The following is a 22,951-nucleotide window of genomic DNA, read 5'->3' on the forward strand; positions in this document are numbered from 1 at the left end:
GAAGGTGAACCCCGCAGCACATGGATGAGAAGAAGCGCCGACTCCTCACGAGCACCCCGCCCGGCGAGCCCCCGACGGACGCCTCCGGAGTGACGGACGCCCCCGGAACCGCGGATGCCTCCGGCGCGTCAGCCGCCTCGGCGAAGGCAGGGGCCGCGAAGGCCCGCACTGGGAAGTCCCCGAAGCCGATGTCGAGGATCGGCATGGGCTGGCGCATCGGGGCGACGGCGATCGCCCTCGTCATCCTCACGGCGGGGCAGTTCCTCAATACCAACGACTTCTTCCCGCTCGGCTCGCTCACGCAGTACGCGACGGCGAAGGATCTCAACGGTGAGGTGAATTCGACGTGCATCGCCGCGCAGTTCCCCGGCGAGGACGAGCCGACCAAGCTCGCGTTCAACATCGACACGGTCGGCATCGAACGCGGCGACGTCGAGTCCCAGCTGCCGCGGGTCATCGCGAACCCCGAGCTGCTCCAGACGCTCGCGGACTCCTACATCCGCCTCCACCCCGGCCAGCCCGAACCCGAGCGGATGATCCTCTGCCGTACGACCACGCAGCTCGAGAACGGGCGCAGCGTCGGCGAACCGGTGACGAAGGTCCTCGCGGAATGGGAGGTGCGATGAGCCCGGCCCCCGCCGCAGCGCCCGGCACAGCGCCGGACACCCGCAATGCGTTCCTCCGCTGGTTCATGCCGCAGCTCCCGCTCGCCCGGGTCGCGGTCTTCCGCGTTGTCATCTACCTCTTCATCATCATCGACGTCCTCACGATCTCCGCCGACGTCATCCCGCACGGCTGGACGCCCGAGCTCTACCAGCCGCTGTGGCTGGCCCGGGTGCTCGGCATCCCTCCGGTGAGCGTGCTCGGCGCGCAGCTCCTGCTCGCCGCGATCATCGTCTTCTCCCTCCTCGCCGCCGCCGGCATCCTTCAGCGCATCAGCGGCTGGGCGGTCGCGGTCACCTTCGGGCTGTGGATGTTCTACACGCAGGGCTACGGGTACGTCGCCCACGATCACATGGCGCTCGTCATCGCCTCCGTCGTCCTCCCCACGGTCGGCGTCGCGCGGTTCCGGGACGGGGGAGCCACCTCGGCGAAGGCGGGATGGGCGCTGCGGGTCGTCCAGATCGCCGTCGTCCTCACGTACTTCTACTCCGTGCTCATGAAGTGGATCGCCTCGGGCAACATCACGCACTGGGCCAACGGCGCGGTGATCATCTGGGCGCTCATGCGCCGCGGCGCGGAGTGGTCGAAGCCGTTCCTCGAGATGCCCGGCCTCCTCATCGCCGCGCAGTGGGCGACGCTCGCCTTCGAGTTCCTCTCTCCGATCGCGCTCTTCCTCAAGGGCAAGTGGCTCTACTTCGTCGTCGCGTTCTTCTGCCTCTTCCACCTCATGACGTACTTCGCTCTCGGCATCCACTTCCTGCCCACCGTCATCTGCTGGGCGGCGTTCCTGCCTCTGGAGAAGCTCGTCCCTCGTCGGTTCGCTTCAGGGCGTCGAGCACGCGCCTGACGGCGACGCGCTCGGCGGTGTCCGGGCGCATGACCGCGACGACCCACCGCCTCGTCGCGACCCCGGTGAGCGGGATGAGGGTGATGCCGGCATTCCGCGGGGTCGTGTATCGGGGGAGGAGCGCGAGCTGGTCCGAGGAGGCGACGATCGCCTCGATGAGGCGGTTGTCCCGGATCCGTTGGACGACGTCGAGGTCGCGACCGGTGACGTGCTCGATCGAGGTGAGAACGGAGTTGAACGGGTAGCCGATCGGAACCCCCACCCACTGCCAGTCGACGACATCGGTCGGGTGCAGTGACGTGCGCCCGGCGAGCGGGTGGGCGTCGGCGACGGCGACGTCGATCGGCTCCCTCGCCAGGGGGACGACGGTGAGTCCCTCGGTGCCCGCCGGCCGGGCCGAGACGAGGCTGTGGGCGATGACGATGTCGACCTCACTCGTCAGCCCTGCGAACTCGTGTTCGGCGAGGTCGACGTCGTGGGTGCGCAGGACGATTCCCGGGTGCGTGTCGGCGAGCTCACGCAGCGCATCGGGCAGGAGGTGGGTGAGCGCGCTCGGCAGTCCGGACAGGGTGATCTCCCCGACCGGTTCGCCGAGGTGGCCCTCCCAGTCCGCCTGCACGCGGGCGATCGCGCGGGCCACGTCCCGCCCGCCCGCGGCGAGCAGTCGGCCCGCGGCAGTGAGCCTGAGTCCGCGGCCGGCGGGTTCGACAAGAGCGTGGCCGAGTTCGCGGGCAGCCTGCCTGAGCTGCTGGGAGACCGCCGAGGGCGTGCGGTGGCTGAGACGGGCGACCTCGGTGACGCTGCCGTGCTCATCGAGGGCGCGGAGCAGTTCGAGGTGCCGCGGATCGAGGGCACGCTGCTCGGGGACCATGAAGTCATGCTACACAGTCGATGAAGAACTTTGCGATTGTGCTCAACAGTGGCGGCGTCGAGGATGGAGGCATGTCCTTCAAGCACTGTCTCCTCGCCGCCTCGGTCGCCGTGATGTGGGGGTTGAACTTCCTCGCGATCGACCTCTCGCTCGAGCAGTTCCCGCCGTTCTTCCTCGTCGCATTCCGCTTCGCCCTGCTCGCGATCCCCACCCTCCTCTTCGTGCCGATGCCGAAGGTGAGGTTCCGCTGGATCCTCGGCTACGGGCTCGGCTTCGGGATCCTCCAGTTCGCGTTCCTCTACTGGGGCATGGCCGCAGGCATGCCGGCTGGACTCGCCTCACTCGTCCTCCAGGCTTCCGGGCCGTTCACGGTCTTCCTCGGGATGACGGTCCTGCGCGAGCGGGTCCGTCCGTCCCAGATGGCGTTCCTCCTCGTCGCGATGGCCGGGCTCGGGGTCGTCGGCTGGCAGCGCTTCGACTCCTCGGCGAGCCTCCTGCCCTTCCTCCTCACCCTCGCCGGCGCCTTCGGGTGGGCGATCGGCAACATCTGCAACCGGCAGGCGCATTCGACCGAACCGGTGAAGCTGACGATGTGGATGTCCGTCGTCCCGCCGGTGCCGATGCTCATCGTCGCCCTCCTCGTCGAAGGACCCGACCGGATCGGGCAGTCGTTGACGACGCTGGCGACCCCGACAGGTCTGCTCGGCCTCGCGGGGCTCATCTACACCGTCGTCATTGCCACCGTCATCGGCTCGGGCGTGTGGTCATGGCTGATGTCGCGCAACCCCGCCGGAGTCGTCGCCCCGTTCTCCATGCTCGTGCCGATCGTCGGGATGAGCGCGGCGTGGCTCGTCTTCGGAGAGACGGTGAGCCTCGGCGAACTCTGCGGTGCCGGCCTCGTCATCGTCGGCGTCCTCGGTGCCGGACTCAAGGCCGCGAAGGGGGCGCGGATCGCCGGTGCCCTCGCCGAGGCGGTGCCCGAGCCCGTGCCGGATGTGACCGAGCCAGCCGGGGAGTCGAACCCCGTGTCCGACGTCCCCGCTGGGACGCGGGAGGAGGACGTCCCCGCGGGGACGGCGACGGGGTCCCACCTCGGCTGGGCAGCTCACCCCAGCCGCGAACGGCCGTAGGTGAGGCGACGGAGGACCACCTCGGCGGGGCCCTTGTGGTTCCTCGACTCCATCCACATCGCCAGGGCGACGGAAACGACCCACACCCCGATGGCGAGGAGGAACGCCGGGGTCGTGTTCCACGTCCGACCCAACCCGAGGCCCCACGCGGCGAGCAGCGGTGCGAAGACGACGGACTGGAAGAGATAGAAGCTCAGCGAACGTTTGCCGAGGTAGGCGATCGGCAGGAGCAGCCTCGGCGGGTTGTCCTGGAGGCGCAGGCCGATGAGGCCGAAGAGGGCGGCGTACCCGATGCCCGCGCACGCCCCGGTGGCCGTCGAGAGGACAGAGAGCAGCTGGACGGGGCCGGAGTCCTCGGCGACCCAGCCGAGGTAGGCCAGCGCCTGCGGGACGCTGCCGAGCACACCGAGAGGGATGCCGATTCCGGCGACGAGGCCGAGGCGGGGACGACGGGGTGCCAGCGGGTTGCGGGACTCGATCCACCGGTGCCGGGCGGCGAGGCCGCCGAGGATGATGCACAGGGGCACGATGAGGGAGAAGGTGCCGAGCACGGTCGCCATCACCCACACGAGGAGGCGGACGCCGATCGCCGTGAGGTAGTTCGTCTCTCCTGTGCCTTGGGTGAGGAGGGTGTCGGTGATCGCCCCGAACGCCGCGGATTCCTCGGGCGTCATGTCCGCGCCGGTGCCCGAGTCGCCTGCGAGGACGAGGGAGACGACGATGAAGAAGACCTGGACGAGGACGAAGAGCGCAAGGATGCCGGCGAGGATCCAGACGGTGATCCTCAGTGCTCGGTCCCCGGCGGCCTGGATGAGGTAGCCGAGGATGAGACCGCACAGACCGTAGGCGCCGAGGATGTCCCCGCCGAAGAGCAGCGCGGCGTGGATGAAACCGAAGACGACGAGCCAGAGGCTGCGGCGCACGAGCATCGAGGTGATCGTCCGCGGGTCGTCGCCGGCGGCGGTGCGGCTGCGGGTGAACTGGACGATGCCGTAGCCGAAGAGGAACGCGAACATCGGGTAGATGCTGCCGTCGACGAAGAGGATCGTGAGCACGGACAGGGTCGTATCAAGCGGGGAGTCGCTCGTCGGGTGGCCGCTCATCATCGTCGCGGCCTTCGTGCCCCACAGGTACGCCGAGACGTTGGCGATCGCGATGAGGCAGAGCATGAGACCGCGGGCGAGGTCCGGGGCGAAGGCCCGCCGAGGCGCGGGAGTGGGAGGGCCGGGCGCGCGACTGCTGTGCATCATCGGAGCCGGCTGGTGCGGGAAGTCTGGGTGCGTCATGTGATGTTTCGGGTCGAGGACGGTTGGACGGTGTCGGACGGGTGAACGGCGACCGCCTCGGCGAGGATCCGGTTTCAGTCCTGCGGGGCGAGGCTGGGGACCTCGGTGATGCCGAACCGGTGCTTGAGCGCGCGCTGCGCGGCGAACCAGCCGTTCATGCCGTGGACGCCGGGGGCGGGTGGGGTCGCCGACGAGCAGAGGTAGGCGCCGGGCACGCCGAGGCTGTAGTTGTCCCAGTTCGTCCGCGGGCGGGCGAGCATCCGGTAGAAGGTGATGATGCCGGTGGCGATGTCGCCGCCTGTGTAGTTCTGGTTGTGCTCGGACATCTGCGAGGCCGGCACCGACCGGTAGTCGACGATCGTGTCGCGGAAGCCGGGGGCGAAGCGTTCGAGCTGCCGAGTAATGTACTCGGCCGGGTCGATCGGACAGTCGAAGGGGACGTGGCAGTACGTCCACAGCGGCCGCAGGCCGTTGACCTCACGCGAGGGGTCGAAGACCGTCGGGTCGGAGACGAGGCAGACCGGGTGCTCGGGCATCCGCCCGGCGACGACGTCGCCTTCGGCCGCGGCCATCTGCTCCCGGGTCCCGCCGAGGTGGACGGTGCCGGCGCGCGCGACGTCCGGATCCGCCCACGGGACGGGCCCGTTGAGGACGAAGTCGACCTTGGCCGCGGCGTTGCCGTGCTTGAAGGTCCGCAGGGCGCGCTCGACGTGAGCGGGGAGGAGGCCGGAGAAGATGTCCGCGGCATTGCCCGCCGAGGTGTCGAGGATGTAGGCGCGGGCCGCGGGCATGTCGGCGACGTGGTCGACGCGGACCCCGGCCGTCACCCGACCGCCGTGGGCTTCGAGATCGGCGACGAGGGCGTCGGTGATCGCCTGCGAACCGCCGACGGGGGAGGGCCACCCGCCGGCGTGGGCGATGGTGGCGAGCATCGTCGCCGTCGCTGCCGTGCCCATCCCCGGCAGGGGGCCGATCGCGTGCGAGCCGACGCCGGTGAACAGCGCCTGGGTGGTCTCGTGGGAGAGCGGGATGTTCCACGCGGGACTCGCCTGGGAGAGCAGCCGCATCCCGAACTTCACGACGTTGGCGATGCCCGAGGCATCGCGCAGGGTCGGCGGCAGCGACCGCTTATCGCCGAGGGAGAGCCAGATCGTGTCGTCGACGCGCTCGAGGAGGGGACGGAAGAACCGGTCCCATTCCGGTCCCGCCTCGCCGAGGTGCTCGACCGTCTTCGCAAGATCGTGGAAGGCCAGCGCGGCGGGCCGACCGTCGAGCGGCTGGGCGTAGGAGATCTCCGGGGTCGTGAACTCGAGTCCGCGGGCCCGGAGGTCGAAGTCGACGAAGAAGGGGCTGGCGATCGCGAGCGGGTGGACGGCCGAGCAGATGTCGTTGACGATCCCCGGGGCCAGCCCGAGGTCGAGAGTGCGCGAGCCGCCGCCGATCGTCGGCTGGGCTTCGAGGACCTCGACCGAAAGCCCCGCCCGAGCCATGGTGACGGCGGCCGCCAGACCGTTGGGGCCGGATCCGACGACGACGACATCAGGCTGGGTGCTCATGGCTTCAGTCTAGGTCAGACGCCCGAGGCGGGCTGAGAGTGCGTGCCGCGGGCTGCGCGCTGCGGTGCGAATCGCGATCAGAACTCGCCGATCCCGTTGTGGAGGATGTCGCGCAGGGCCGAGCGGATGAGGCCGAGCTCTTCGAAGCCGTCGAGCTCGGCGTCGCCGAGGACGACCGTGTCCGCCGTCAGCTCCCTGACGCTCACGACGCTGCTCGTTCCCAGTTGGTCGGTGCCGAAGAGGAAGAGGTTCGCGACGATCGGGGTCTCCCCCTCGGGCAGGGCGCGAGTGGCAAGTGCTCCCACCCGCGGGTCGAGGGGGCCGGTCGGTGAGTCGGCGGGGACGAGGGTGCTGAGCTCGGGAAGCGTCTCGCGGGTCAGCCGCGAGGCCTCGTCGTCTTCGTCGAAGCTGTCGATGAGTCCGAGCTCGAGTTCGAACGCCGTTCTCGAGAGGACGCCGGTGAGCAGGTTCTCGTCGAGGAGCGGTGTGCGTCGGGTGTACCACCGGATGACGTCGTCGGCGTCGTTGGTGAGGATGAGCGACCAGACCGCGCTGACATCGACGTCGGCGGGCAGGGGGAGGAAAGCCCAACCGGCGAAGAGGTCCCCGAACGTCGTGACGGGAGGCGGCGGCACTTCGGCCGCCGGGCCGGTCGACTCTGCCGCGGCTGCGGTGGTGCGAGCGTCGCCTGCCGACGCCCCGGCGTCGTCGGCCTCGTCGTCGAAGGGGCTGAAGGAGAGCGTCTCGGCGAAGCGCATCTGCGCGACACGCAGCAGGCCCTCGATGAGTTCACTGCTGACGTCCTCGTTGAGGAGTTCGACGTTGCCGGATTCGAACGGGTCGTCGTCGCAGAGGATGGCGACGTAGCGGCCGGTGGGTTCGTGGCCCTCGGGCAGAGGGTAGATCTTCAGCCGGGACAAGGCCGCCGAGGCCTCCTCGACGAGGACGTCGCCGCTGAGATCGGACAGGGTGCTGTTGACCGGGGCGTCGGCGCTCGTGCCGTCGGTCTCCTCGTCGACGTCGTCGTCGACCCATGCGTTCGCCGACTCGGTCTCGACGAGGAAGCCGGCGATCTGCGAGAGGATCGTCGCATACGACGCGCCCTCGGTGGTCCGTTCGATCCACCCTGTCTCGCCGTCCTCATCCTCCGTCTCGAAGTATCCCCACACCATGGTGGGGAAGAACTTCGGCGGCACGGATTCGATGATGTCGGGGCGGAACAGCCCGAACGGGATCCATTCGGAATCGTGGTCGACGGGGGAATCGTTCATCGGTCAATAGTGCCACGAGCCGGGCGGATCCGCCGACGGTCGGCAGGTGAACAGCCACCCTGCCACTCCGCCGGGCAGGTATAGCATGGCACCGTCCGCACAGCCGGTGGCCGTCGACTGCCCACCGGACCGGCACACGACGCTGACCTGCGAAAGGATCTCCATGAGCGCGTTCTTCGTCTCGCCCACCCCGACCATCAGTGCCCTGCGCGGCTTCGCCCGCGCCCACTCGGACCGTGTGGCCCTCACCGAGGACCCGCTCTTCGTCCGCTCCCGCACCCGGACCCCTGAACGCCGAGTCGGCCTCGTCTCCGGCGGCGGATCGGGCCACGAGCCCATGCACGTCGGTTTCGTCGGGCAGGGCATGCTCGATGCGGCAGTGCCCGGCGAGGTCTTCGCCTCCCCGCACAACGCGCAGATCTACTCCGCCTCGCGCGCCGTCGCCGGAGCAGACGGGGTCCTCCACATCGTCAAGAACTACACCGGCGACGTCATCAACTTCGCCATCGCCGCCGAACGCCTCCAGGCCGCGGGCATCCCGACACGCACCGTCATCGTCGACGACGACATCGCCACCGACAGCGACGAGACCGAGACCGGCCGCCGGGGCACCGGAGCGACCGTCGTCGTCGAGAAGATCCTCGGTGCCGCCGCCGACTCCGGGCTCGGGCTCGACGAACTCGCCGACCTCGGCGCCGAAGTGGCCGACCGTTCCCGCAGCCTCGCCGTCGCCGCCCGCGCCCAGACCGACTCCCACACAGGGAGGCCCGCCTTCGATCTGGCCGAGGGAACGCTCGAGTACGGGGTCGGCATCCACGGTGAACGTGCCGCTTCCTCGATCGACCGGGAGGACTTCGACGCACTCGTGGCGAGGATGGTCGACGAGGTCCACGCCGCCGTCGCAGGCGACCCCGCCGACGGCGACCTCCTCGTCTTCGTCAACGGACTCGGTGCCAGCACGCAGATCGAGCTCTTCAACGTCTTCGACGCCGTCACCCGCGCCCTCGAAGCCAAGGGCGAGAAGGTCGCGGCGTCCCTCGTCGGCGACTACGTCACCGCCCTCGACATGACCGGCTTCTCGATCACGCTCACCCGAATGCAGCCGCAGTGGTTGGACTGGTGGGAAGCCGCCACCTGCACTGCGGCCTTCCCCGCGCCCGTCGCCGACGGCACACCGACCGCATCTATCGCCGAACGCGTTACCGACCAGGGTGGCGCAGACGAGACCGACGTGGGCACACTGCGCACCCGCGCACAGGATCGCAGCACCGACCTCGAGACCGCCGTCGTCATCCGCTTCGCCGAACTCGCCGAAGAGCATCACGGCCACCTCACGCGACTCGACCAGGTCACCGGTGACGGCGACTTCGGCGACAACCTCCGCGGCGGTCTCCGCCATGCGACCCGACTCATGGAGGAGGCCGACGCGGCGGGATTCGCCGCCGCCGAACGTGCCTTCCTCAACGGCGTCGGCGGCACGAGCGGGCCTCTGCTCGGCCTGCTCTTCCAGGAGCTCAACGCCGGATACGCGAAGCTTGGGGACGACGAGCACCCGAGGACCGTCTGGGAGCAGGCGACCGCGGCTGGCTCGGCGGCGATCCGCCGCGTCGGCGGAGCCGAGCCCGGCGACCGGACGGTCATCGACGTCCTCGAACCGACCGCCTCAGCGCTGAGCGGAGGATTCGCCTCGGCCGCCGAGACGGCCGCCGACGCCGCCCAGGCCACGGCCGAACTCCAGGCCAGGCGCGGTCGTGCGAGCTATGTCGACGGGCGCGGCCATGGCACCCCCGACGCGGGCGCGGTCGGGATCTCGCTGCTCTTCACCGCGGCCGCCGAGGTCTACGAACGCTGAGCCCGGTACGCCTCATCGAAGAACGCGCGCTCGAGCCCGACGGCCCGCCCCCACAGCGCGGTCAGCCGCTTTCGGGTCGTGACCGACTCGGCGTCATCACCCCGGGGAAAGACGCGTTCGAGTTCGTCGACGAGGAACTGCACCCACGCGGAGAAGTCCTCACCGCGGTGGAGGTCGATCCAGCCGACGTGGACGGCACGGGTGGGCATCTCCCGCTCGAGCTCACCCCAGTCGAGGTAGAGCCATTCGGCGATGACGAGGACGACGAGGAGATCCGGGTACGACGCCGAGGCGACGGCGGTCCGCATGACCTCGCGGAAGCCTTCTGTCGGAGCGAGGAGGACAGGGTCGGCGTAGTCGTCCTCGGTCACCCCTACCTCGGCGAAGGCGCGGATGAAGTACGAATCCTCATCGGCTTCGAGGAACCCCAGCTGCCGGGCGAAGCGGAGCTTCGCCTCGATCCGGTCGGCATGCGCGACGCACGCGCCGAGCATCGCGAGAAAATCCTCGAAGAACTGGTAGTCCTGGACGAGGTAGGTCGCCATGACGTCGTCAGGCACGGTGCCCGCGAAGAGCTCCTCGACGAACCGGTGGCCGACCGCGGCCGACCAGTCCTCGTCCGCTGAGTCGCGCAGCGCCTCGACGGCGCCGCCCTGGGACACAGTGATCATTCGTCTCCTCCAACTTCCTCCGCCGGCATCATCCGGATCAGGTGTAAGGGTCTGCCTTCGCACTCTCAGCGCCGGGTCAGGCGCTCCCCTGTGGTGGTCTGAGACTATCAGGCCCGGTCAGGGCACGGGAATGCCCGCAACCGCGCCGAGGCGCAGGCTCAACTCCTCGGCGATGCGCGCTGCCGCGGGCTGCCGGCCGGCCGCACGCTCGGCCTCCTCGACGGCCGAGTTGTAGTTCGTGTTCGTGTTGATGTCGTAGACGACCTGCCGGCCGTCGGTGGTCTCGATGAACTCGACACCGGCGAAGTCGATGCCGAGGTCGCGGAGCAGTTCCTCGAGTCGGCCGATGAGCGGGGTCTGTGCGGTGATCTCCTCGCGCCGGGTGAACTGGCTGACCGGCGCCGAGGCGGTGCGCTGGTCCCCGGCGGTCCCAGCGGTCAGGATCTCGCACGCGTCGGCGGGGCAGAGTTCGAACGAGCCGGCAGAGACATCGACTCTCACGGCATAGTGAAACCGGCCGCCGATGAACTCGGCGCGGGTGATGAACGGTGCGGCCGGCTGCAGGTACTCCTGGATGAGGGTGATGCCGTCGATCGGCTCGTCCGCGCCGTCGGGTCCGAAGTCGGCGATCGCCTGCTCGAGGTCGGCGTGGGAGTCGAACCGGCGCACGCCCAGGCCCTTGCCGCCCTGGTTGTGCTTGGTGATGAACGGGGGAGCGAAGTCCGCAGCCGCCTCGGTGATCGCGGTGCTCCCGAACGCGGCGGCGGTCCTGGGGACGTCGAAGCCGTGGGCTGCGAGTTCACGGTGCTGGCGGATCTTGCTGACCTCGAGCTCGTAGACGTCGGAACCGTTGATGACCGTCCGACCGGCGGCCTCGAGCCACGCGAGCACCGCCCGGCCGAAGTCCTTGACATGCGGGTCGGTGCGCGTGTGCGAGGACGCGGAGAGGCGGGACCAGAAGAGGGCCTCGGGCGGCTCGGCGGCCAGGTCGATCGTCGCTCCGGGCAGCAGCCATTCGACGTAGTCGACGCCCTGGGACTCGAGCGCCTCGGCGAAGGGGGTGATCCACTCCGGGTTGTCGTGGATGATGTAGACCGCGGGCCTGTCGGCGACGGGCAGCTGCTGGGTGCTCATGGAAGGCCTCTCGATGTCGTGTCGGAACGCTGGACGTATTGCTCAACAATCCTACGGGTCCGGGGATTCCCGGCCGAAGCCGTTCACCGCGTCCGTCCACCGGCGTAGACTCAGGCTATGGCTATCGCAAAGCAGCCCGTGATCGTTCTCGACGCTCCGGATGCTGGTGAGCTCGCCCGCTTCTCCGGCGACCTCCTCGACTGGCAGGTCCGCGTCGACGACGACGGCACGTGGGCTGAGATCACATCCGACTCCTGGCCGCCCATCTGCTTCCAGCAGGTCGAGGACTACCACGCCCCGAGCTGGCCCAGCCAGGAGCATCCGCAGCAGATGCACATCGACGTCATGGTCGACGACCTTGACACCGCAGAGGCACAGGTCATCGAACTCGGTGCCGGCAAGGCCGCGGTGCAGCCGGGGGAGACCTTCCGCGTCTTCCTCGACCCCGCCGGCCATCCGTTCTGCCTCTGCGTCAGCTGAGGCGGTGCCGGCCGACTGAGGCGGCGCGGGCCAGCCGTGACGGCGCCCGCGTCTACGATGGCGAGCATGGACCTCATCGCGTCGTTCGACGACATCGCACCGAGACCGTGGGCCAATGGCGCAGGTGAGACGACCGAACTCGTCTCACTCGACGAATCCGCGCGCCTCACCCCGGATCGCCGCCGGTGGCGGCTGAGCATCGCCCGCCTCGATCGTCCGGGTCCGTTCTCGTCCCTGCCCGGACTCGATCGGATCTTCTGTCCCACCGCCGAGGTGGTCCTGTCGATCGACGGCACCCTCCACCGGGCGGGCCCCGGGCGTCCCCTGCGTTTCAGCGGCGATGCCGACGTCGCTCTCACCGAACTGCGAGAGTTCTGCTTCGCGATCAACCTCATGACCGAGCGCGAAGGCGACCACCCTGCCCTGACGATGCTGCCCGCACCCGCCGAGCGGCCACGATTCGTCCTCACACTCGAACCGGTCGAGGGATGGGGGCGGTTCACCCTCCTCGAACTCGACGGTTCCGAGGAGCTGCCGGGCCGCCTCGGCGTCATCGAGATGAGCTGAGGAGGGGGAGGCTCCGGTCGCGCCCACACGGAAGCGAATCCTGAGGAAAACGTGCGAGTCGGGTGTACCGGCGGTCACAGGTCGAGGCGTCGTTGCTGGTCATCAGCGGAGTCGTCGGCCGGGCGTCCAGGAGGCTCCCAGGCTCGGGTGGGCCCGGTCAGGGTCTCTGGACTTCCACGGAGAATACTGGGAGCTGACACACGTTCTGGGAGGTACTTTGGCGTCGCAACAGAGAGACCCGCACAACTCGTCCGATCCCGCAGGCGCGAACGGCGCCGCGGGATCGATGCCGCAGCCGACCCCTGGTGCCCAACCGACCCCTGGTGCCCAGCCGACCCACGGCACCCAGCCGTCACAGACGCTGCCGCTCATCACCGAGGAGATGACAGCGGCGCATCCGGCGACGACCCCGGTCATGCCGCCCAACCCCATTCGTCATGATGCCCAGCCCGCGGCAGCACAGCCGACGGCAGCGCAGCCCGCTGCGGGGCATACCGAGTCCACGGCTGTCGCGCCCGCCGTGGCACAGGATGCTCAGACCGGCGAGGACCAGGACGGCGAGAAGAAGGAGAAGTCCGGGAACGGGATGTCGGCCACCCAGCTGCTGGCCGGCGCCGGTGCGGCAGCGACGTCATCGGTCATCGGCGGACAGCTCGGCGTCGCCGGCACCGTCATCGGCGCAGGCATCGCGAGCATCGTCACTGCGGTCGCCGTGAGCCTCTACAGCAAGAGCCTTGAGAAGGGCAAAGAAGCGGTCAAGGAGGTCGGCGCAAAGCTCGCCCCCGCGGTGAAGAAGGGTGCAGGTCTGCCGCTTGCCGGAGGCGGAGCTGCCCTCGGTGGGGCGGCCGCGGCCGCCGGTCCCCAACTGCGCACCCCTGACGCGAACCCGGACGCGAACCCTGACGCCACCGCCGTCTACGGAACGACCTCGCCGACCGGCGGCACTGCCCCTGATGAGACGGCCGTCCACGGAGCCGTGGGCGACGGCGATCGCAGCGACACCGCGTTCGGCAACCTCGACGAGGCCGAAGCGGACGCCGAGGCCGCGGCCGGTACAGACACCGACGACGAACCGAAGTCGTGGTGGCAGAAGCTCAAGCGCAAGCGCGTCCTCTACCCTGTGGCGATCGGCGTCGCGGCCTTCGGCATCGGCCTCGGCGGAGTCGTCATCGCCGAGAACCTCACCGACGCCGACATCTCTCCGGGCACCTCAGAGATCTCGAAGTCGGTGACGGGCGGCTCCGGTGGCGGGGAATCCGACACTTCGCGCGAGGGCGGCAGCGACGGCGGTTCGGGTTCGTCGAACTCCAGCGCGAACGGTGAGCAGGCCAACACCAGCAGCAACAGCAGCTCGTCGACGACCGGTGAGAGCGACCAGAGCTCGACGTCGACCACCCAGGGCGACCAGACGGGCACCGAACAGGGAACGGACTCGAGCAGCGACACGAGCGGGACGTCCTCGGACACCTCGGGATCGAGCAGTTCGGGCTCGGACTCCTCGACCACCTCGGACGGGTCGGGCAGCACCTCCGGCAGCGATTCGGGTACGTCCGGCTCCGGCAGCAGCTCCGACGGCTCGGGATCGAGCGGCAGCGGTTCCGGTGGGAGCGGAAGCGGATCGAGCGCTTCCGGCGGTTCAGGCTCGGGCTCCGGTTCCGGTGGTGCGGGCAGCGGCTCCGGTTCGGGAAGCTCGGGCTCCGGCGGCAGCGCAGCCACCTCTCAGGGCTGAGCCGGCGCACAGCTGAGCCACCCCGGCACCATTCACCTCTGCGTCGGGCGGTCACCGTGACCGCCCGACGCTTTGCTGTCCGCGGCCGGGATCGTTAGCCTGAGAGCGTGAGCACACCAGAAGCATCCAGGACCGGGCTGTCGGCACGCCGATAGCCCGATAGACCTCAGCGCGCACGTCTCAGCCGCACACAGGCCCGGCATCGGCAGTGCCCTTCGGAAGAATCCATTCACTGCTCATCCGAAAGGCCGGCTCATGCCTGCTCTGCTCTATTTCCTTGCCCTTGCCGTCTTCGCGCAGGGCACCTCCGAATTCGTCCTCGCCGGGCTGCTCACCGATATCGCCGCCGACCTCGGCATCACGCTCACCGAGGCGGGACTGCTCACCACGGCGTTCGCGCTCGGCATGGTCCTCGGTGCCCCGGCCATGGCGATCCTCGCCCGCCGGTTCTCCGCGCGGACGGCACTGACCTCGTTCCTCATCGTCTTCGTCGCAGCCCACATCGTCGGAGCGCTCACCGACTCCTTCCCGCTCCTGCTCCTCACCCGCGTCGTCGCGGCCGTCGCCAACGCCGGCTTCCTCGCCGTCGCGCTCGCCCTCATCGTCCGCATCGTCGAACCGCACCGCCAGGCGAGAGCCGTCGGCGTCGTCCTCGCCGGGACGACCCTGGCCCTCATCGCCGGAGTGCCGGCGGGAGCGGTCCTCGGTGCATCCTTCGGGTGGCGAGCGGCGCTGTGGGCCATCGCAGTCCTCTGCGTGCCGGCCCTCCTTGCCGGCCTCACCGCGCCGACGGGCGCAGGCGGCGGCACCGGTGGAGCACAGCGGCCGCCGCTGCGCACCGAACTCGCCGTCCTCCGCTCCCGCACTGTCCTCGGCGTCATTGCGGTGACGGTGCTCGTCAACGCGGCGACATTCGGTGCGTTCACGTATCTCGCGGTCATCGCCGAGGCGGGGCTCGGTCTTCGGCCCCTCGCCGTGCCCGTCCTGCTCGCTCTCTTCGGCGTCGGTGCCTTCGTCGGCGTCACCGTCGCCGGCCGGTACGCCGATCGGCACTGGGCTCGGATCGTCGGTCTGCTCGGTCCCTGTCTCGTGCTCGTCTGGGCGTCGCTCACGGTGGTGGTCGCAGTGGCCGGCCTAGGGGCACGCGGTGGGGGCGACCACCTCGGCGTGGGGATCTTCTGGGTGCTCACCCCCGTAGCCGGGGCCCTCTCCTTCGCTCTCGGCAGCACTCTCATCGCCCGGATCGTCTCCGAGGCGAGGCACGCGCCGAACCTCGGGGGAGCGTTCGCGACGGCCGCCCTCAACCTCGGTGCCGCACTCGGGCCGGTCGTCGCGGGACTTGCGCTCAGCCGCCTCGGCGAGGTCGGACCCTTCGCGGTCGCAGCGGTCTGCGTAGGATCTGCCGTTGGGATCTGGGTGCTCATCCGTCGGGCAGGACTCCTTGCGCCCGGCTGAGCACGGGCCATACTGGGGGTATGCCGGAACTGCCCGAAGTCTCAGCGCTCGTCGAGTTCCTCCGGCCCCGTGTGGTCGGCGACTTCATCGCGCACGTCGACATCGCCGAGCTCGCGCTCCTGCGCACCGCGGACCCGCCGCTCGATGCGGTCATCGGGCTCGAGATCACCGGCGTCATGCGGGTCGGCAAAGCCCTCATCCTCGAGTTCGAGGGACTCTTCCTCGTCTGCCGCTTCGCCCGTGCAGGGTGGCTGGTCTGGCACGATGCTGTGCCGACCGGGCCGGTGCGGATGGGCAAGGGCCCGCTGGGGATGCGGGTCGGCCTTGCCTCCGGTGCCGGTTTCGACCTCACCGAGGCGGGGACGAAGAAGAATGCGTCGGTCTCCCTCGTCCGCGACCTCAGCGAGGTCGAGGCGATTGCGCAGGCCGGACCCGATGCGCTCGAGCTGACGGCCGACGAGTTCGCCGAGGTGCTCGCGGGAAGTCGGTCGCGGATCAAGACGGCGCTCGAGGACCAGTCGCTCATCTCCGGGATCGGCAATGCGTTCTCCGACGAGATCCTCCACACCGCGAAGGTCTCACCCTTCGCCACCGCCGAGAAGGTCGATGCCGCGGTCGTCCACGATGCGATGGTCGCGGTGCTCACCTCAGCGCGGGAGGCGCTCGTCGGCCTGCCGCCGGCGAAGGTCAAGGCCGCGAAGAAGAAGCTCCTGCGCGTCCACGGGAGGGCGGGGGAGACGTGCCCGGTGTGCGGGACGACGATCGCCGAGGTGTCCTTCGCCGACAAGTCCCTCCAGTACTGCCCCGGCTGCCAGACGGGCGGCAAGCGGCTGAGCGACCGCCGGATGGACCGGCTGCTCAAGTAGGGGCACGCACCAGCAGCGGGCGCATCGCAAGGAGACCGAGGACGGGGCCGGGCAGGAGGAGCCACAGGGCCATCGGGCCGAGGGCTGTGAGCACGCTCTGGAGGAGGACGATGCTTCCGACGCTGACGGCGAAGCCGATCGCATTCATCGCCGTGAGACCGGTGCCGGTGAGATCGGCGGGAGCGAACCGTGAGGCGAGCTCGGAGAACTGCGGGGAGTCGGCGACGACGAAGAATCCCCAGAGGACGAGGGCGACGAGCAGGAGAACCGGTGCGTCGGGCAGAAGCGGGAAGAGCAGGCACATGAGCCCCGACCCCGCGAGAGTGGTGGCCGCGACGCGGGCGCTGCCGAGGCGCCGGCTCGCCATTCCGCCGAGGACGCACCCGAGCGTGCCGACGGCGATGACCACGAAGCTCGCCGCCGCGATGCCGGTGACATCGGCGCTCCGCGCGAGAACGCTCAGCGCCAGCACGGGCACGACGGCCCAGAAGGCGTAGAGCTCCCACATGTGCCCGACGTAGCCGAATACCGCGGCCCGGTATCCCCTGTCGGCGAAGAGCCGCCGCAGAGCCGAGCCCGCCCCCGCGCCCCGTGCGGGCCGGCTCGATGATGGGGACGCAGCCGTCGCCTCGGCGGGGGTTCCGGTTCCGGCGATCGTCGCGATGAGCACCGCCCCGACGACGGCGAGGCCCGTCGATCCCCACATGATCGACTGCCACGGCAGCGCGGTGCCCACGGTCGCGAGCAGCTGCGGCATCGCCGTGCCGAGCACGAGCATCCCGACGAGCCAGCTCAGCGCCTGCGCCGAGCGCTGAGGCGATCGCTTGACGATCATTGTCATGCCCATGGGGTAGACGCCGGCCAGACACACTCCGACGGCGAACCGGGCGAGCCACACGAGCACGAGGTTCGGCGCGAAGAGCGTCCACGCGAGGTTGAGCGCGGCCCCAAGCAGGCTCGAGACGATGAAGATCCGCTCGGGCGGGAAGCGGTCGGCGAGCCCGGTCGTCGCGCTCACGAGGGTGCCGACGATGAAGCCGATCTGGGTCGCGGCGACGATCCACCCGAACTGCGCCGCGGTGGCGTCGAGCCAGTCGGCAAGGCCCGCGGCCGCCCCGCTCGGGCTGAACCACAGCGACGTGCCGAAGCACTGGGCGATGACGATGATGCGCGCAGACGAACCGCGGCGTCCGTCCGTGTCGGTCAACGCTTCTCCTCCGCGGTGAGGCAACGGGTGGGTCGAGCCTCATCCTAACGAGTGCTCACCCCAGACTACGCTCACCCCTGACAGCGCTCACCCCTGACAGCAGTGTCCTCCGGACTCCGGCGCGGGCACGTCGAGGACGGGCGAGCGGTCGAAGAATCCCTCGGGCCGCAGCGTGAAGCCGACGGTGTCGACGGGCATGATCGGCCAGTCCTCGATGCGCGGGAAGTGCGTGAGGCCGAAGGTGTGCCAGACGACGATGTCCTCACCGTCGATGTCCCGGTCCGCCTGCGTCCACGTCGGCAGACCGCCGTGGCCGCCGTGCTGGTTGGGGAAGTCCCCGGTCGGGTACCGCTCGTCGACGGCGTACTGGCTCACCCACAGCGCCTTCGACGCGAACGTCGCCCGCCGGTTCACCGAGGAGTCCGCGGCGGCGAGGAGGGTCGGCAGTCCCGTCGGGTGGAGTTTGTACGCCACCGGTTCGCCGAGGCGGTTGATCGACTCCGGGTTCGACACCACCCAGGTCCGGGCGACCGACTGGTCGGCGTCGCGCTGGGCCGCGAGCTCGGTGGGCAGCAGGGTGCGTCTGCGGGTGAAGGCGTTGCCGCGGGGGTTCGCCTCCGAGAAGGGAAGTCGGACGACGTCCTCCTCCTCGACGCGGCAGCCGCCGCCGTCGAGGGCGAAGTCGAGCCTGGCGCCGAAGAGGTGCTGGTGGAAGGGGGCACCGAGGCCGGGCGCGATCTCCGAGGCGAAGTCGCTCGACCCCTCAGGCAGCGCCGAGGTGAAGACGATGCCCGTCGCCTTCGCCTCGAACTCGATCGTCCCGTCGAGGTAGAGGTACCAGTAGAACCCGTAGTCGTAGTTGCCCACCGTTGTGAAGAACGAGACGACGAAGCGGCGGTTGCGCCGGGTGTAGGCGACCCCCGACCACAGGTCGGTGTGCTTGGCGAGGACGCCCGAGTCCTCCTCATGCATGCAGATGCCGTTGCGGATCTGCCGGGGCTCACCGAGGTTGTTGACGACCCACGGGGAGAGGTAGGTGATGTCGCCGAGGCAGTCGCACCCGAGTTCGAGCGAGTTCGCCCACTGTCCGACGAGGTACTCGCCGGTGTCGAAGTAGTTCTGCCACGACCGCACGGGGGAGGGGTCGCCGTAGGGGACGACCATCTCCGCGATCGCCGCCCGGTCGAGGATCATCCTCGTCTCGTCACCGTCGGCGAAGGCGATGTTGTGGAGGATGAGGCCCTCGCGCATGTCGAAGCCGACGTCGAAGGACCATTTCTCCCACTCGATGTGGTTGCCGTCGGTGACGGTGAAGCTCGGGCCCTCGGGCTGGGTGATCTCGATCGGCTTCTGGCTCGTGCGCAGCGGGCCCGTGAGCGCAGGGTCGGTGTAGTTGCCGTGCTCGGCGGGCACCGGCATGACGCCTAGGTCGATGACCTGGTCGACGGTGCGGTGGGTGACGTCGACGTAGGCGACGAGGCCGTCGATCGGGTGTGCCCACGCGCTGTCGCTCGCGTGCTGCTGGTGGAAAGCGAGGCCGCGGAGGATCCGCCGGCCCTGCTCCTCTGGGTACTCGAAGACCCCGGCCGAGAGCGGGGCGACACGGACCTCGTCGAGCGGGATCTCCCGCTTCGCGATCGCCTCCTGCCAGGCGGGATCGGCGGCGAGGACCTCCTCGACGACGGCGAACTCCTCCTCCATGACGGGGAACTCGCCGGCGAGCGAAGAGTCCACCTCGGTGACGGATTCGACGGTGCCATGGGTGGCGGAGACGACGATGTCCCGGGCGGTGCCGGCGGTCTTGTCGAGGACGAAGGTGCGGAAGCGGCGGTCGACGTTCGTCGTCGTCCGGGGCTCGCCACGGACGGGATCGAGGAGGCCGAGGTAGGCCATGCGCGCCGAGGCGGGGAAGAGGCCGGCGTCGCGGAGCACCTCGGTGACGGTCGTGATCTCAGCCTCGGTGGGCAGGGAGAACGGGGTCGTGCGGACATCCGCGGTCGCGCGGACGTCCGTCGTCGGGGATGGGGTGTGAGCGGACATGAGGCACCTTCGCTTCTGTTGTCGGCGTGAGCCGGATCACGCTAAAATCTACATGCGTAGAGAATAAAGTCAAGACCGCGGAGGACAGATGCCCAAGATCGTCGACTATGCCCAGCGCCGTCGCGACCTCGTCGAGGCGACGACGCGGATCATCGTCCGGCAGGGGCTTTCGGGCACGACGATGCGCGACATCGCCGCCGAGGCCGGCTTCGCCAACGGCGTCGTCAAGTCCTACTTCGGGTCGAAGGCCGATCTCCTCGCCGCGACCTATGTCGACGTCTACGAGGCGACGAACGCCCGGGTGGCGCTGGCGACCGAGGGGCTGCGGGGGATGGCCGCCCTGCGCGGATTCGCCGCCGAGGTCGTGCCCACGACGCCGGCCCTCCATGACGAGGCCCGCGTCGTCCTCTCCTTCCTCGCCGAGGTGGCCCAGGACCCCGACCACGCCCGCGCGGTGAGCGCGACGATGGCGAGGTGGCGCGGATGGATCCGCGGGTGGCTGGCCGAGGCGGCGGCGGACGGGCAGATCAGCGCCGAGGTCATCGTCGAGACCGAAGCCGACACGTTCCTCACCTACCTCCTCGGGGCGCAGACGACGGCGATCGTCGGCGGGGAGGGGTTCGACTTCACCGGGATGCGCGCCCAGCTCGACTACCTCATCTCCCGGATGCAGACTGGGATGAGCGCCGACACCGACGTCGGCGAATGAGCTGAGGAGAGCGATGATGCTTCTGGACGGCACGGCCGCGGACTTCGACGAGTGGCGCAGCCTCGTCTCGGACTCCTTCGTCCCGCTCGAGACCGAACCCCAGCGCCGGGGCGGCTTCACGGGCAGGATCAGCGCCCGCGACTACGATGCCGTCGTCATGTCCCACATCGCCGCCGACCCGCACGCGGTGCTCCGCACCCCGGAGCTCATCGGGCGCGGCGACCGTGACTACTACAAGGTGTCCCTCCAGCTCAGCGGGCACGGGCTCCTCATCCAGGACGGTCGCGAGGTCGCGCTCGCGCCGGGCACGCTCGCGATCTATGACACCTCCCGGCCGTACACGCTCAGCTTCGACGCGGACTTCTCCTCCTACGTCATGATGTTCCCGCAGGCCCGGGTCACCCTCCCCGCCGACACCGTCGCCCAGCTCACGGCGACCCCGATCGGAGCCGACCACGACCTCGGCGAGGTCGTCACCGGGGTCATCGCCCGGGCCGGGACGATGCTGCCGACGCTCACCCGGTCGGTCGGGGTGCGGTTGGCCGGCAACGTCGTCGACCTGCTCACGACAGTCATGGCCGATGAGCTCGACACCGGCGCCGAGGCAGCGGATGAGCGATCGCGACTGTGGGCTGAGGTCATCGCCCACATCGACGCGCACCTGGCCGATCCGCAGCTGAGTCCGGGGTCGATCGCGGCCGCGCACTTCATGTCGGTCCGCGCCCTCCACCAGCTCTTCGAGGGCGGTCAGAGCGTGGCCGGCGAGATCCGCCGACGCCGGATCGAACGGTGCCGCACCGACCTCGCCGACCCCCTGCTCGCGCATGTGCCGGTCGCCGCGATCGGGGCCAGGTGGGGCCTGAGCGATCCCGCGCACTTCTCCCGCCTCTTCCGCCGGGTCGTCGGCGAACCACCCGCGCTCTACCGGCGGACCGCGCTCGGCGGGGCTGCGGCGCACTGAGTCATCGGCTGAGCCCTGCGCTCACGGTCAAGGGATCTGCTCCCAAAGCCAAGACGCCGGGGACGGGCCTGGGGCATCCTGGCTGGGACATCGTCGTCTGTCAGGGGGATCACATGAGCGCAGATATGGGGCAGCGTACGGAAACGACCCCCACCTCGGCGAGCCTGGAAGGGCGACGGATCGGGACCGCCTCCCTCGTCTTCATGATCATCGCCGCCTCGGCGCCGCTGACCGTCGTCGCCGGGGGAGTGCCGAGCAACTTCGCGGTCACGGGGCTGCTCGGGATCCCGCTGTCGTTCCTCGTCCTCGGCGTCGTCCTCATCCTCTTCGCGATCGGGTATGCCGCGATGAGCAGGCACGTCCACAACGCGGGGGCGTTCTTCGCCTACATCGCGAAGGGGCTCGGGAAGCCGGCGGGCGTCGGGGCCGCGCTCACCGCGCTCGTGGCCTACAACGCGATGCAGATCGGGATCGTCGGGATGTTCGGCTTCGTCCTCTCCTCGATCCTCGATGCGCTCTTCGGGCTCACGGTGCCGTGGGCGGTGTGCGCGCTCATCGCGTGGGCGGTCGTCGGGCTCATGGGCATCGCCCGGGTCGACTTCTCCGCGAAGGTCCTCGGGGCCATCGTCACCGCAGAGTTCCTCGTCGTCATCGTCTTCGACCTCATCGGACTCGTCCAGAGCCCCGAGGGCGTCACCGCCGACGGACTGCTGCCCGATTAGCTCTTCGCTCCCGGGATCGGGGCGGCGCTCGCCTTCTCGATCGCGGCGTTCATGGGCTTCGAATCGGGGGCGATCTACAACGAGGAGGTCACGGATCCGACGCGGACGGCGGGGCGGGCGACGATCATCGCCGTCAGCCTCATCGCCGGGTTCTATGCGCTCTCGGCGTGGGCGATGGTCGTCGGCGTCGGGCCTTCTCAGGTCATCGGGCAGTCGCAGGAGCTCGGTCCCGACCTCATGTTCGCCTTCCTCGCCGACCATGCGCCGGTCTGGTTCGTCGACCTCGCGAACCTCCTCTTCCTCACCTCGCTGCTCGCGGCCCTCGTCGCCTTCCACAACATCGTCGCCCGGTACTTCTTCGCACTCGGCCGGGACCGGGTGCTCCCGACCTTCCTCGCCCGTACCTCGCGGCGCTCGGGTGCGCCGGTCGCCGGCTCGCTCACGCAGTCGGGACTCGCCCTCGTCGTCCTCCTCGTCTTCGCGATCGCCGGAATCGGGAGCACGGATCCGCTCTTCCCCGTCGTCACGCTCTTCACGTGGCTGACGAACATGGGGGCGTTCGGACTCGTCCTCCTCATGGGACTGACGGCGCTCGCGGTCATCGGCTTCCTCCGCACCCGCAGGGACGAGTACTCGACGTGGACGCGGATCATCGCGCCCGGCATCGCCGCGCTCGGACTCTTCGCCCTCTTCGTCGCCATCGTTGCCAACTTCGACGTCCTCATCGGGGCGCGCGAGCCGACCGTGCTCTCGTGGCTGCTGCCGGCGATCGTCCTCGTCCCCGGCCTCGCCGGCACCCTGTGGGCGCTCACCCTGCGCCGCCGAGACCCGCACCTCTATGCAGGAATCGGTTCCGGTGGAAGTCTGGGATGAGAAGGACATACCCCCTGACCCCAACTTGCCGCCCACAGCAATCCGCCGGCCGCCACAACCC

Annotated in this window: 19 protein-coding genes, 1 pseudogene and 1 riboswitch; of the genes and pseudogenes, 12 read left to right on the top strand and 8 right to left on the bottom strand. The window is 69.7% G+C overall.

Annotated elements, in window-relative coordinates; all coding sequences use genetic code 11:
* Nucleotides 1-20 precede the first annotated feature (20 nt).
* Together ACQ1RG_RS07210 and ACQ1RG_RS07215 are read left to right on the top strand one after the other, a co-directional pair.
* A complete protein-coding gene (locus ACQ1RG_RS07210) occupies nucleotides 21-626 on the top strand; it encodes a hypothetical protein (RefSeq protein WP_101624195.1) in 606 nt (201 codons plus the stop codon).
* The gene (locus ACQ1RG_RS07215) at nucleotides 623-1,510 is read left to right on the top strand and encodes a hypothetical protein (RefSeq protein WP_227007003.1); all 888 of its coding nucleotides are present in this window, start codon (nucleotides 623-625) and stop codon (nucleotides 1,508-1,510) included. The genes ACQ1RG_RS07210 and ACQ1RG_RS07215 overlap by 4 nt, the downstream gene beginning before the upstream one ends.
* On the opposite strand, the gene ACQ1RG_RS07220 is transcribed toward ACQ1RG_RS07215, so the two are convergent.
* A complete protein-coding gene (locus tag ACQ1RG_RS07220) occupies nucleotides 1,431-2,381 on the bottom strand; it encodes a LysR family transcriptional regulator (RefSeq protein ID WP_095376170.1) in 951 nt (316 codons plus the stop codon). The two genes, ACQ1RG_RS07215 and ACQ1RG_RS07220, sit on opposite strands and share 80 nt — an antisense overlap.
* A 71-nt stretch (nucleotides 2,382-2,452) precedes the next feature.
* Here ACQ1RG_RS07220 and ACQ1RG_RS07225 point away from each other — a divergent pair, with 71 nt between their 5' ends.
* Nucleotides 2,453-3,511 carry an EamA family transporter gene (locus ACQ1RG_RS07225; protein ID WP_095376169.1) on the top strand — a complete coding sequence of 353 codons (1,059 nt, stop codon included), beginning with the start codon at nucleotides 2,453-2,455 and terminating at the stop codon, nucleotides 3,509-3,511.
* Here ACQ1RG_RS07225 and ACQ1RG_RS07230 read toward each other — a convergent pair.
* The 3 genes from ACQ1RG_RS07230 to ACQ1RG_RS07240 all read right to left on the bottom strand — a co-directional run bounded on the left by ACQ1RG_RS07230 (nucleotide 3,487) and on the right by ACQ1RG_RS07240 (nucleotide 7,624).
* Nucleotides 3,487-4,797, bottom strand: coding sequence for a DUF418 domain-containing protein (locus ACQ1RG_RS07230; RefSeq protein WP_232254174.1), 1,311 nt, complete (start codon nucleotides 4,795-4,797; stop codon nucleotides 3,487-3,489). The genes ACQ1RG_RS07225 and ACQ1RG_RS07230 overlap by 25 nt on opposite strands.
* A gap of 74 nt (nucleotides 4,798-4,871) precedes the next feature.
* Entirely contained in the window at nucleotides 4,872-6,353 is a 1,482-nt protein-coding gene (locus ACQ1RG_RS07235) for a phytoene desaturase family protein (protein WP_101624191.1), read from the bottom strand.
* A 77-nt stretch (nucleotides 6,354-6,430) separates the two neighbouring features.
* The gene (locus tag ACQ1RG_RS07240; RefSeq protein WP_430600786.1) at nucleotides 6,431-7,624 is read right to left on the bottom strand and encodes a hypothetical protein; all 1,194 of its coding nucleotides are present in this window, start codon (nucleotides 7,622-7,624) and stop codon (nucleotides 6,431-6,433) included.
* Between the two features lie 163 nt (nucleotides 7,625-7,787).
* Between ACQ1RG_RS07240 and ACQ1RG_RS07245 the strand changes: the two genes are divergently transcribed.
* A complete protein-coding gene (locus ACQ1RG_RS07245) occupies nucleotides 7,788-9,476 on the top strand; it encodes a dihydroxyacetone kinase subunit DhaK (RefSeq protein WP_095376166.1) in 1,689 nt (562 codons plus the stop codon).
* Here ACQ1RG_RS07245 and ACQ1RG_RS07250 read toward each other — a convergent pair.
* Together ACQ1RG_RS07250 and ACQ1RG_RS07255 are read right to left on the bottom strand one after the other, a co-directional pair.
* On the bottom strand, nucleotides 9,464-10,147 hold the full coding sequence (locus ACQ1RG_RS07250) for a TenA family protein (RefSeq protein ID WP_095376165.1): 684 nt from the start codon (nucleotides 10,145-10,147) through the stop codon (nucleotides 9,464-9,466). The genes ACQ1RG_RS07245 and ACQ1RG_RS07250 overlap by 13 nt on opposite strands.
* Nucleotides 10,145-10,247, bottom strand: a riboswitch (TPP riboswitch). It overlaps the preceding gene by 3 nt.
* Before the next feature lie 17 nt (nucleotides 10,248-10,264).
* The gene (locus ACQ1RG_RS07255; protein WP_095376164.1) at nucleotides 10,265-11,281 is read right to left on the bottom strand and encodes an ATP-grasp domain-containing protein; all 1,017 of its coding nucleotides are present in this window, start codon (nucleotides 11,279-11,281) and stop codon (nucleotides 10,265-10,267) included.
* A 117-nt stretch (nucleotides 11,282-11,398) separates the two neighbouring features.
* On the opposite strand from ACQ1RG_RS07255, the gene ACQ1RG_RS07260 reads away from it, so the two are divergent.
* From ACQ1RG_RS07260 to ACQ1RG_RS07280, 5 genes are all read left to right on the top strand, one after another.
* The gene (locus tag ACQ1RG_RS07260) at nucleotides 11,399-11,761 is read left to right on the top strand and encodes a VOC family protein (protein ID WP_095376163.1); all 363 of its coding nucleotides are present in this window, start codon (nucleotides 11,399-11,401) and stop codon (nucleotides 11,759-11,761) included.
* 66 nt (nucleotides 11,762-11,827) lie between these two features.
* Nucleotides 11,828-12,328, top strand: a complete 501-nt coding sequence (locus ACQ1RG_RS07265) for a HutD family protein (protein WP_430600788.1) — start codon at nucleotides 11,828-11,830, stop codon at nucleotides 12,326-12,328.
* Nucleotides 12,329-12,545: 217 nt separating this feature from the next.
* Complete coding sequence (locus ACQ1RG_RS07270; RefSeq protein WP_197932307.1) at nucleotides 12,546-14,057, top strand: hypothetical protein; 1,512 nt, start codon at nucleotides 12,546-12,548, stop codon at nucleotides 14,055-14,057.
* A gap of 255 nt (nucleotides 14,058-14,312) precedes the next feature.
* Nucleotides 14,313-15,512, top strand: a complete 1,200-nt coding sequence (locus ACQ1RG_RS07275; RefSeq protein WP_197932308.1) for an MFS transporter — start codon at nucleotides 14,313-14,315, stop codon at nucleotides 15,510-15,512.
* Nucleotides 15,513-15,532: 20 nt separating this feature from the next.
* Complete coding sequence (locus ACQ1RG_RS07280) at nucleotides 15,533-16,378, top strand: DNA-formamidopyrimidine glycosylase family protein (protein WP_197932309.1); 846 nt, start codon at nucleotides 15,533-15,535, stop codon at nucleotides 16,376-16,378.
* Here ACQ1RG_RS07280 and ACQ1RG_RS07285 read toward each other — a convergent pair.
* Together ACQ1RG_RS07285 and ACQ1RG_RS07290 are read right to left on the bottom strand one after the other, a co-directional pair.
* The gene (locus ACQ1RG_RS07285) at nucleotides 16,371-17,585 is read right to left on the bottom strand and encodes an MFS transporter (protein WP_259788217.1); all 1,215 of its coding nucleotides are present in this window, start codon (nucleotides 17,583-17,585) and stop codon (nucleotides 16,371-16,373) included. The genes ACQ1RG_RS07280 and ACQ1RG_RS07285 overlap by 8 nt on opposite strands.
* Nucleotides 17,586-17,672: 87 nt before the next feature.
* Nucleotides 17,673-19,625, bottom strand: coding sequence for a primary-amine oxidase (locus ACQ1RG_RS07290; RefSeq protein WP_197932313.1), 1,953 nt, complete (start codon nucleotides 19,623-19,625; stop codon nucleotides 17,673-17,675).
* An 88-nt stretch (nucleotides 19,626-19,713) separates the two neighbouring features.
* On the opposite strand from ACQ1RG_RS07290, the gene ACQ1RG_RS07295 reads away from it, so the two are divergent.
* The 3 genes and pseudogenes from ACQ1RG_RS07295 to ACQ1RG_RS07305 all read left to right on the top strand — a co-directional run bounded on the left by ACQ1RG_RS07295 (nucleotide 19,714) and on the right by ACQ1RG_RS07305 (nucleotide 22,890).
* The gene (locus tag ACQ1RG_RS07295; RefSeq protein WP_009377664.1) at nucleotides 19,714-20,334 is read left to right on the top strand and encodes a TetR/AcrR family transcriptional regulator; all 621 of its coding nucleotides are present in this window, start codon (nucleotides 19,714-19,716) and stop codon (nucleotides 20,332-20,334) included.
* Between the two features lie 13 nt (nucleotides 20,335-20,347).
* Nucleotides 20,348-21,295 carry a helix-turn-helix domain-containing protein gene (locus ACQ1RG_RS07300; protein ID WP_063250333.1) on the top strand — a complete coding sequence of 316 codons (948 nt, stop codon included), beginning with the start codon at nucleotides 20,348-20,350 and terminating at the stop codon, nucleotides 21,293-21,295.
* Between the two features lie 125 nt (nucleotides 21,296-21,420).
* Nucleotides 21,421-22,890 (top strand): annotated as a pseudogene (locus ACQ1RG_RS07305) (APC family permease).
* The last annotated feature ends 61 nt before the right edge of the window (nucleotides 22,891-22,951 follow it).

The organism is Brevibacterium sp. K72, assembly GCF_050562175.1.
Lineage (GTDB): Bacteria > Actinomycetota > Actinomycetes > Actinomycetales > Brevibacteriaceae > Brevibacterium > Brevibacterium casei.

Excerpts from the sequence above, each read along its gene's own strand:
- ACQ1RG_RS07275 (WP_197932308.1), top strand. The coding sequence starts at position 14,313 with ATGCCTGCTCTGCTCTATTTCCTTGCCCTTGCCGTCTTCGCGCAGGGC.
- ACQ1RG_RS07215 (WP_227007003.1), top strand. The coding sequence starts at position 623 with ATGAGCCCGGCCCCCGCCGCAGCGCCCGGCACAGCGCCGGACACCCGC.
- ACQ1RG_RS07300 (WP_063250333.1), top strand. The coding sequence starts at position 20,348 with ATGATGCTTCTGGACGGCACGGCCGCGGACTTCGACGAGTGGCGCAGC.
- ACQ1RG_RS07295 (WP_009377664.1), top strand. The coding sequence starts at position 19,714 with ATGCCCAAGATCGTCGACTATGCCCAGCGCCGTCGCGACCTCGTCGAG.
- ACQ1RG_RS07280 (WP_197932309.1), top strand. The coding sequence starts at position 15,533 with ATGCCGGAACTGCCCGAAGTCTCAGCGCTCGTCGAGTTCCTCCGGCCC.
- ACQ1RG_RS07265 (WP_430600788.1), top strand. The coding sequence starts at position 11,828 with ATGGACCTCATCGCGTCGTTCGACGACATCGCACCGAGACCGTGGGCC.
- ACQ1RG_RS07210 (WP_101624195.1), top strand. The coding sequence starts at position 21 with ATGGATGAGAAGAAGCGCCGACTCCTCACGAGCACCCCGCCCGGCGAG.
- ACQ1RG_RS07245 (WP_095376166.1), top strand. The coding sequence starts at position 7,788 with ATGAGCGCGTTCTTCGTCTCGCCCACCCCGACCATCAGTGCCCTGCGC.
- ACQ1RG_RS07255 (WP_095376164.1), bottom strand. The coding sequence starts at position 11,281 with ATGAGCACCCAGCAGCTGCCCGTCGCCGACAGGCCCGCGGTCTACATC.
- ACQ1RG_RS07260 (WP_095376163.1), top strand. The coding sequence starts at position 11,399 with ATGGCTATCGCAAAGCAGCCCGTGATCGTTCTCGACGCTCCGGATGCT.
- ACQ1RG_RS07230 (WP_232254174.1), bottom strand. The coding sequence starts at position 4,797 with ATGACGCACCCAGACTTCCCGCACCAGCCGGCTCCGATGATGCACAGC.
- ACQ1RG_RS07250 (WP_095376165.1), bottom strand. The coding sequence starts at position 10,147 with ATGATCACTGTGTCCCAGGGCGGCGCCGTCGAGGCGCTGCGCGACTCA.
- ACQ1RG_RS07235 (WP_101624191.1), bottom strand. The coding sequence starts at position 6,353 with ATGAGCACCCAGCCTGATGTCGTCGTCGTCGGATCCGGCCCCAACGGT.
- ACQ1RG_RS07220 (WP_095376170.1), bottom strand. The coding sequence starts at position 2,381 with ATGGTCCCCGAGCAGCGTGCCCTCGATCCGCGGCACCTCGAACTGCTC.
- ACQ1RG_RS07225 (WP_095376169.1), top strand. The coding sequence starts at position 2,453 with ATGTCCTTCAAGCACTGTCTCCTCGCCGCCTCGGTCGCCGTGATGTGG.
- ACQ1RG_RS07290 (WP_197932313.1), bottom strand. The coding sequence starts at position 19,625 with ATGTCCGCTCACACCCCATCCCCGACGACGGACGTCCGCGCGACCGCG.
- ACQ1RG_RS07240 (WP_430600786.1), bottom strand. The coding sequence starts at position 7,624 with ATGAACGATTCCCCCGTCGACCACGATTCCGAATGGATCCCGTTCGGG.